The following is an 8,486-nucleotide window of genomic DNA, read 5'->3' on the forward strand; positions in this document are numbered from 1 at the left end:
GATAGATACCGACCACGGGCTGACCGTCACCGAGTTGTCCAACAAACTCGGCGTCAACCGCACCGTCGTCTACCGCCTGCTCGCCACCCTGGAGCAGCACGCCCTGGTACGCCGCGACCTCGGCGGCCGGGCCCGCGTGGGCCTCGGTGTGCTGCGCCTCGGCCGCCAGGTGCACCCTCTCGTACGCGAGGGCGCGGGGGCGCGTGAGGCTGGAGAACACGACGCCAATCTATCTGCCCGCCCGGGCGCCGGGCCGCCGCGTCCCGCGGCCCTCCCCCGGCGGCGACCGTGACGGCGGGGCGGTGCGGGCGGGCGGGCAGCTGTGCGTGGGGGCGACGGTCCGTGGGGGCGACGGTGCCGGCCGGCGCGATCCCGCCGCGCGGCCCGGCCCCCGGCGCACCGCCCCGGCGGCGGTGCGCCGGGGCGAGGTCACCGTGCCGCGGGCGGCCCGGCTCCCGGTGCGATCAGCGCAGGGCGTCCGCGACCTCGCGGGCCGCGTCGACCACCCGGGGGCCGACCCGCTCGGGGACGGCGTCGGCCAGCATGACGACCCCCACGCTGCCCTCTATCCCGGTGACCCCCATCAGCGCGGCGGCCGCGCCGCAGGCGCCCGCCTCCAACTCGCCGTGGGTCAGGGTGTATCCGGGCTCGTTGTGCGCGGTCTGGCGGGCCGCCAGGATGGCCTTGCCGGCCGCCCCCCGGTCCAGCGGATGGCGGAAGCCGGCCCGGTAGGCGACGTGGTAGTCGGTCCAGGTCGGTTCGACGACGGCGACCGCCAGAGCCTCCGCGCCGTCGACGAGGGTGAGATGGGCGGTCGCCCCTATGTCCTCGGCGAGCGAGCGCAGCGCGGGCATCGCGGCCTCGCGTACGAGAGGGTGCACCTGGCGGCCGAGGCGCAGCACACCGAGGCCCACGCGGGCCCGGCCGCCGAGGTCGCGGCGTACCAGGGCGTGCTGCTCCAGGGTGGCGAGCAGGCGGTAGACGACGGTGCGGTTGACGCCGAGTTTGTTGGACAACTCGGTGACGGTCAGCCCGTGGTCGGTATCGGCGAGCAGCTTGAGGACACGAAGTCCCCGGTCGAGCGTCTGAGAGGTTTCCGCGGTCACGACGCCCCCTCCTTAGGAGTGAGTGACGGCGGTCCCCCGGCGGAGGTACGGCACCGGTCCCATCGGCGACGCACCCAGAGGCCGCCGGCAGGCCATGGCACACCGACTGCGCTCCGCGGCGGCGCTGCCACGGGGCGTGTGTATGGCGGGGACAGTAGCGACCGGCACCGCTCAGCGGAAGACCTCGTCCAGAATCCGGGCGATCTTCTTCTGACGACGCGTTATTGCTCCCTCTTCGGGAGTTCTGTCGTCACGCCGTACGCGTATCTCTCGAACAGTCGACCGCATGCTGTTGTACCGCACCGAAAGACGGCATGTCACTGATGTCCGGCACGCCCGCCGGAAGAGCCGCGCCCGCGTGCCCCGGGTGGACGGGCGGGGCCGCCGGCCGGCGCGTCAGCGCATGCGGGTGGCCCACTCCTGCACCTTCTTGATCCGCTCACGGATCTGCCCGGCGGTGGCCTCCGCGCTCGGCGGCCCGCCGCACACCCGGCGCAGCTCGGTGTGGATCACGCCGTGCGGTTTGCCGCTCTGGTGGACGTAGGCGCCGACCATGGTGTTGAGCTGCTTGCGCAGCTCCAGGAGCTCCTTGTGGGAGACCACCGGCCGCCGCTCGGCGGGGAGTTCGAGGAGGTCGGCCTCGGTGTCGGGCTTCTTGCGGCTGTGGGCGATCTGCCGTGCCTGGCGCTTCTGGAGGAGCAGTTGCACCTGGTCCGGTTCGAGCAGACCGGGGATGCCGAGGTAGTCCTGCTCCTCCTCGCTCCCGGGGTGGGCCTGCATGCCGAACTCGGCGCCGTCGTAGAGCACCCGGTCGAAGACGGCGTCGGACTCGAGCGCCTCGAAGGGCAGCATGTCCTGGTCGCCGGTGTCCTCGTCCTGCTGCTTCTCCGCCTCCGCGAGCTCCTTCTCGGACTCGGCGTACGGGTCCTCCTCGCCCTCCTTGCGCGGCTTGTCGAGGGCGTGGTCGCGCTCGACCTCCATCTCGGAGGCGAAGCCGAGCAGGTTGGGGATGGTCGGCAGGAAGACGGACGCGGTCTCGCCGCGCCGCCGGGAGCGCACGAAGCGGCCGACGGCCTGGGCGAAGAAGAGCGGCGTGGAGATCGTGGTGGCGTAGACGCCGACCGCCAGACGCGGGACGTCCACACCTTCCGACACCATGCGGACCGCGACCATCCAGCGGTCCTCGTTCTCGCTGAACTCCTCGATCCGCTTGGACGCGGCGGCCTCGTCGGAGAGCACCACGGTGGCCTTGGTGCCGGTGATCTCGCGGATCAGCTTGGCGTAGGCGCGGGCCGAGTCCTGGTCGGAGGCGATGACGAGCGCGCCCGCGTCCGGGATGCCCTTGCGGACCTCGGTCAGCCGCCGGTCGGCCGCGCGCAGCACATTGGGCATCCAGTCGCCGCGCGGATCGAGGGCGGTGCGCCAGGCCTGCGAGATCGCGTCCTTCGTCATCGGCTCGCCGAGTCGGGCCTCGACCTCGTCGCCGGCCTTGGTGCGCCAGCGCATGTTGCCGCTGTAGCTGAGGAATATCACCGGCCGCACGACGCCGTCGCCCAGCGCGTTCCCGTAGCCGTAGGTGTAGTCGGCGGAGGAGCGCCGGATGCCGTCGGTGCCCTCCTCGTAGGTGACGAACGGGATGGGGTTGGTGTCCGAGCGGAAGGGCGTGCCGGTCAGGGCGAGCCGCCGGGTCGCCGGTTCGAACGCCTCCAGGCAGGCCTCGCCCCAGGACTTGGAGTCACCGGCGTGATGGATCTCGTCGAGGATCACCAGGGTCTTGCGCTGCTCGCAGCGGTTGCGGTGGAGCATGGGACGCACGCCGACGCCCGCGTAGGTCACCGCGACGCCGTGGTACTCCTTGCTCAGCGGACCCGCGCTGTACTCGGGGTCCAGCTTGATCCCTATCCGCGCGGCGGCCGCGGCCCACTGCTTCTTCAGATGCTCCGTCGGCGCGACCACCGTCACCTGCTGGACCACGTGGTGGTGCAGCAGCCAGGAGGCCAGGGTCAGCGCGAAGGTCGTCTTCCCGGCGCCGGGCGTGGCGACGGCGAGGAAGTCTCGGGGCTGCTCCTGTACGTACTTCTCCATCGCCCCCTGCTGCCAGGCACGCAGCTTGTTGGCGGTGCCCCAGGGGGCGCGGCCGGGGAAGGCGGGTGAGAGGTGGTGGGAGGCGGTAGTAGTCACGGTCTCCGGGTACGGGCTCGGCTGGACGGGGTGCTGTACGACAACCGGGCCACCCTACCGGGGCGGCCGCCGGATTCCGGTCCGGGCGACACCCCCGCACGCGGAGTGCGAGGTGCCTCACATCGGCCGCACACTCAGCCGCGTCGCCACCCAGGCGCCCACCAGCGCCACCCCGGCCATCGGCAGGAACACCGCGGTGAAGGCCGCCGGGTGGGAGCCGGCCGTGGTGTCGGCGGCTGCGTGGGCCGCGGCGCCGACCGCGCCGCCGCCGAGGGCGGCGAAGGCGGCGCCGCCGGCCGCGAGCAGCAGGACGTTGGAGAGGGCGTCGGAGATCTGGAGGGCCGCCGAGTTGGCGCCCGCCTCCTCCGGAGCGGACAGCTTGAGCAGCAGCACGCTGGTCGAGCCGATCACCAGGCCCATGCCGAAGCAGCCGAAGCCCCAGGCGACGGCGACGATCCAGGCCGGCACGCCGTCGATCAGGACGGCCGGTGCGGTCGCGATCGCGCCGGCGACCAGCAGCATGCCGAGTACGACCAGCCGCTCCCGGTACGCCTCGGTGCGCGGCCGGGACTGCACGTACGAGCCGAGCGCCCAGGTCGCCCCGCCGGCCGCGAGCGAGAGGCCCGCGAGGGTCGGCGACAGCCCGCGCTGGGTGACGAGCATCAGCGGGACGAAGGACTCTGCGGCGATGAAGGAGCCCGCGGCGATGCCCCGCAGCAGCACCACGGAGGGCAACCCGCGGGCGGCCCGGTAGGTGCCCTTCGGCAGGACGCCGAGCACGGAGGGCACCAGCAGCGCCGCACCGGCCGCCGCGGGCAGCAGCGAGAGCCACCGCAGGTCCTGGCCCGCGTACTGGAGCAGCCCCGCGCCCAGGGCGATGCCGAGGGCGAGCCGGATGCGCCGGCGGTCGAAGGAGGGGACGGGCGCCCCGGGGTCGGCGGGACCGGAGGCACGGCGTCGTATCGCGGGCAGGGCGAGGGCGAGCGGGACGGCGACCAGCGCCGGGATGCCGAGGAAGACCCACCGCCAGCCGAGGTGTTCGGCGACCGTGCCGGCGGCCAGCGGCCCCACCACGGACGGGATCACCCAGCTCGCGGCGAACGCCGCCATGATCGCCGGCTGGAGCCGGGACGGGTAGGCCCGGCTGACGACGACGTACAGGGCGACGATGACCAGCCCGCCGCCGAGCCCCTGGACCGCTCGCCCCAGCACGAACATCCACATCGCCCCGGCGGTCCCGGAGAGCGCCAGCCCCGCGGCCCAGGCGGCCATGCCCGTGGCGAGCGCCCCGAGCGGCCCGCGCCGGTCCGCCCACTGACCGGCCACGACCATGCCGAAGAGGCTGGTCGTGAAGTAGGAGGAGAAGGCGAACGCGTAGAGCCCGATGCCGTGCAGCTCGCGCGCGGCGACGGGCATGGCGGTGCCGACGGCGGTCGCCTCGAAGGCGATCAGGAACACGACGGAGACGATCCCGACGCTCAGTGCCCGGTGCGCCGGGCCGAGGACACCGCCCTCGCCGTCCTGGCCGCCGCTGACGGCATCGCCCCCGGCGGTGCGGGAAGCGGCGGCACGGGGCGTGTGCGTGACGTCGGTGTCACGCGGTTCGGGGGCGGTCATGCCCACCAGAGTAAGGGGTGTCCACCAGGATGGACCCTGTCGCTGGTCGGGGTCGGGGCGGTCCCTTGGTCGTAGGACCCCGCCGTCGGTCGTGAACGGCACATGGCAGTCGTGTTGCGGCGGGCCCGGAAACCTTGAGCGGCCCCCGGACGGCGGCCTACGGTCGAGGAGTTGAAGAACACGGCCGTGTGCCCGAGTGGCTCAGGGGCACGCCTGCAAAGCGTGTTACGCGGGTTCGATCCCCGCCACGGCCTCCACACCGCGGAACGGCGGCCCCCTCGGGGGCCGCCGTTCCGTCGTTCCGGGCGGCCCCGAGGGCGTCCCGTCAGGACTTCGGTGCCGCCACCGCCGCCTGGGGGCGGATCGGGAGGCGGTTCACCGGGCGGCCGGTCGCCGCGCGCACGGCGGAGGCGACCGCGGCCGGGGAGGTGACCACCGGCACCGCGCTCGCCGCCTTCGCGCCGAAGGGCGCGACCACGTCGCGTTCCTCCACGAGCTTCACGATGCGGATGTCCGGGGCGTCCAGGGACGTCGGCAGGGCGTAGCCCGTCAGGTCGGGGTGGCGGATCAGGCCGCGGGCGGTGCGCAGGTTCTCGGTGAGGGCCGCGCCGATGCCCTGGGTGACACCGGCCTCGATGCGGGTCGCGAGCTGGGCCGGGTTGAGGACGCGGCCGACGTCCTGGGCGACGGCCATCTCGACGACGCGGACCGAGCCGAGCTCGATGTCGACGTCGACGACGGCGCGGATCGCGCAGAAGGCGAGGCCGACGAAGGCGTCGCCCTGCCCGGACTCGTCCAGCGGCTCGGTGGGGTGGGGGCGGCACTGGGCCGTCGCCCAGAGCTCCTTGCCCTCCATCGCCTCGGTGACGGTCGTGGAGAGCACTCCGTCGTAGGAGGTGATCTTGCCGTCGGTGATCTGGAGCAGCTCGGTGGACATGCCGAACTGGTGGGCCAGCGGAGCCAGCAGCTGGGTGCGGACCATCTTGGCCGCGCGCTCGACGGCTCCGCCCGAGACCCAGGTGTGGCGACCGTGGGCCGCCGGCCCCGCGGGGGGCTGGTCGGTGTCGACGGCGGCCACCCGCACGTCCTCGATGCCCAGGGTCTCCTGGACGATCTGGCGGGCGAGGGTGGAGAAGCCCGAACCGGTCTCCACCGCGGCGCAGATGACCGTCGCGACGCCGTCGTGGACCTTGACCGTGGCCGTGGAGACCTCGTCCGTGCCCTCCGCGCCGAGCATGTGGACCATGCCGAGCGCGTAGCCGACGCCCCGGCGCACCGCGCCGGGCTCCCCGGCGCCCTCGGGGCCGCCGGGCAGCAGCCAGTCGTCCTCGGGGGTGTCCTTGGGCAGCGAGGGCAGCGGGGTGTCCCGGACCGCTCGCAGGAGTTCGGCGACCGGCGCGGGGCAGGTCACCGTCTGGCCGGTGGGCAGGAGGTCCCCGGTGGCGAGGACGTTGCGCAGCCGCAGCTCGGCGGGGTCGACCCCGAGCTTGGTGGCGAGCTTGTCCATCTGGGCCTCGTACGCGGCGCAGACCTGCATGGCGCCCTCGCCGCGGACGTGCCCGGACGGCGGGTTGTTGGTGCGCACCGCCCAGCCCTCGATGAAGGCGTGCGGGACGACGTAGGGGCCGCAGGCGAACGCGACGGCGGCGGCGAGCGACTCGGAGGAGGCGTCGGCGTAGGCGCCCGAGTCCAGCAGCAGCTGGGCCTCCACCTTGACCAGGTGCCCCTCGGCGTCGGCGTGGTGGCGGTAGCGCAGCAGCGTGGGGTGGCGGTGGGCGTGGCCGAGGAAGGACTCCTCACGGGTGGCGGTCAGCTTGACCGGGCAGCCCGTCTTCAGCGCGAGCAGCCCGAGGGCCAGCTGGAACCCGGGGTCCTCGCGGTCGCCGGTGGCGCCGGGCACCCCGGTGACGACGACCTTGACCCGCTCCTGCTCCAGCCCGAAGCAGGCGGCCGCGAGGGCGCGGTCCGCGTGGGGGTCGGTCGACGCGAGGTACAGCTCGACGCCGCCGTCGGGGCGGGGCACGGCGAGGCCCGCCTCGGCGCCGATGGGGGCGGGGTCCTGGCGTCCGATGCGGTACAGGCCCTCGACGATCACCTCGCCGGTGACGTCCGGGTCTCCGTAGCGCAGCGGGATGTGCCGCACGAGGTTGCCGTCGGGGTGCAGCGGTTCGGCGGCGAACGCCTTCTCCGGGTCGGTGACCGGGTCGAGGATCTCGTACTCGACGGTGACGGCGGCCGCGGCGAGCCGCGCCGTGTCGGGATGGTCAGCGGCCACGGCGGCGATCGCCTCGCCGTGGTGGCGCACGATCTCCGAGGCGAACACGGGCCGGTCGGCGATGCGCCGCCCGTACGCCCCGTCCCCGGGGATGTCCTCGTGCGTGATCACGGCGTGCACACCGGGCATGCTCCGCGCGGCCGAGGTGTCCACCGACAGGATCCGGGCGTGCGGGTGCGGCGAGCGCAGCAGGGCGGCCCACAGCAGGCCCTCGGCCCACAGGTCGGAGGCGTAGGGGAAGGTGCCCTCGGTCTTGGCCCGGGTGTCGGCCGCCGCCAGGGAGGCGCCGATGCCGTGCGCGGGCGGTTCGGGGGACGGCCCCGGGGTGTCGGCGGTCCGGGGCGGCGGCGCCGTGGTGGCCGCGTCGTTGCTCACGCCATGCCTCCGTCGTGCGGGTGGGCCTGCACACTACCGGCGCCGGGGGGCGCCTGGTGCGGGATCCGTGCCTCGTCCTGTCCGGGTTCGGACCCGCCGTCGGCCGCCGGGCCGGCCGCGCCCGCCGCGGCGCGTTCGGCGCGCCCGGCGACGACCTCGCGCACGGCGGCCAGCACGCCCTGGTAGCCGGAGCAGCGGCAGAGGTTGCCGCACAGCGCCTGCCGGGTCTCCAGCTCGGTGGGGGCGTGGTTGCCCTCCAGGAGATCGTGGACGGTCATGGCCATGCCGGGGATGCAGAAACCGCACTGCACCGCGCCGCACGTGGCCAGCGCCCGCTGCACGTCGGACGGTTCGCCGTCGCCGGCGAGGCCCTCGACCGTGCGGACCTCGCTGCCGGCCGTCGTCGCCGCGGGGACCAGGCAGGAGGCGACCAGGCGGCCGTCGACCTGGACGTTGCAGGCACCGCACTCGCCCTGGGAGCAGCCGTCCTTGGCGCCGGCCAGGCCGAGGCGCTCCCGCAGGACGTAGAGCAGGGACTCGCCTATCCAGGCGTCGGCGACCGGGCGGTCGGTGCCGTTGACGCGCAGCACGTACGAGGTGGCCGGGTGCTCGTCCGAGGCGCCGGTGGGTTCCCCGGCCGCGTCCGGGCCCTCGCCCGGGGCGCCCTCGGGGTTGCCGGGTGCGGCCGGGTCGCCGTCGGGGGCGGGGGCCACGTCGTCGCCGGGCGCGCCGAACGCGCCGCGGCGGGCGCGGCCGGCCCGGCGGCCGACGGCGGGTCCGAACCCGGACAGGACGAGGCACGGATCCCGCACCAGGCGCCCCCCGGCGCCGGTAGTGTGCAGGCCCACCCGCACGACGGAGGCATGGCGTGAGCAACGACGCGGCCACCACGGCGCCGCCGCCCCGGACCGCCGACACCCCGGGGCCGTCCC

At 74.6% G+C, this 8,486-nt stretch carries 6 protein-coding genes and 1 tRNA gene; 2 read left to right on the plus strand and 5 right to left on the minus strand.

Annotation, left to right across the window (positions count from 1 at the left end; translation table 11 throughout):
- Window positions 1-34: 34 nt before the first annotated feature.
- Window positions 35-292, plus strand: a complete 258-nt coding sequence (locus EAO77_RS41230) for a helix-turn-helix domain-containing protein (RefSeq protein ID WP_187283104.1) — start codon at window positions 35-37, stop codon at window positions 290-292.
- A gap of 172 nt (window positions 293-464) precedes the next feature.
- Here EAO77_RS41230 and EAO77_RS03655 read toward each other — a convergent pair whose 3' ends face one another.
- The 3 genes from EAO77_RS03655 to EAO77_RS03665 all read right to left on the minus strand — a co-directional run bounded on the left by EAO77_RS03655 (window position 465) and on the right by EAO77_RS03665 (window position 4,904).
- Window positions 465-1,106 (minus strand): IclR family transcriptional regulator, encoded by a 642-nt coding sequence (locus EAO77_RS03655; protein WP_147986678.1) that lies wholly within the window; start codon window positions 1,104-1,106, stop codon window positions 465-467.
- Between the two features lie 396 nt (window positions 1,107-1,502).
- Window positions 1,503-3,287: a DEAD/DEAH box helicase gene (locus tag EAO77_RS03660; protein ID WP_147986679.1), complete on the minus strand. Its 1,785-nt coding sequence runs from the start codon at window positions 3,285-3,287 to the stop codon at window positions 1,503-1,505.
- Between the two features lie 117 nt (window positions 3,288-3,404).
- Window positions 3,405-4,904: an MFS transporter gene (locus EAO77_RS03665; RefSeq protein ID WP_147986680.1), complete on the minus strand. Its 1,500-nt coding sequence runs from the start codon at window positions 4,902-4,904 to the stop codon at window positions 3,405-3,407.
- 182 nt (window positions 4,905-5,086) lie between these two features.
- Here EAO77_RS03665 and EAO77_RS03670 point away from each other — a divergent pair.
- Window positions 5,087-5,161, plus strand: a tRNA-Cys gene (locus tag EAO77_RS03670).
- A 68-nt stretch (window positions 5,162-5,229) separates the two neighbouring features.
- Here the strand turns inward: EAO77_RS03670 and EAO77_RS03675 are convergent.
- Both EAO77_RS03675 and EAO77_RS03680 read right to left on the minus strand, forming a co-directional pair.
- On the minus strand, window positions 5,230-7,554 hold the full coding sequence (locus EAO77_RS03675) for a xanthine dehydrogenase family protein molybdopterin-binding subunit (protein WP_147986681.1): 2,325 nt from the start codon (window positions 7,552-7,554) through the stop codon (window positions 5,230-5,232).
- Window positions 7,551-8,486: (2Fe-2S)-binding protein (locus EAO77_RS03680; protein WP_410088223.1), on the minus strand; the 936-nt coding region annotated here is incomplete at its 5' end. The genes EAO77_RS03675 and EAO77_RS03680, both read right to left, overlap by 4 nt.

The organism is Streptomyces sp. T39 (assembly GCF_008042045.1).
Taxonomy (GTDB): domain Bacteria; phylum Actinomycetota; class Actinomycetes; order Streptomycetales; family Streptomycetaceae; genus Streptomyces.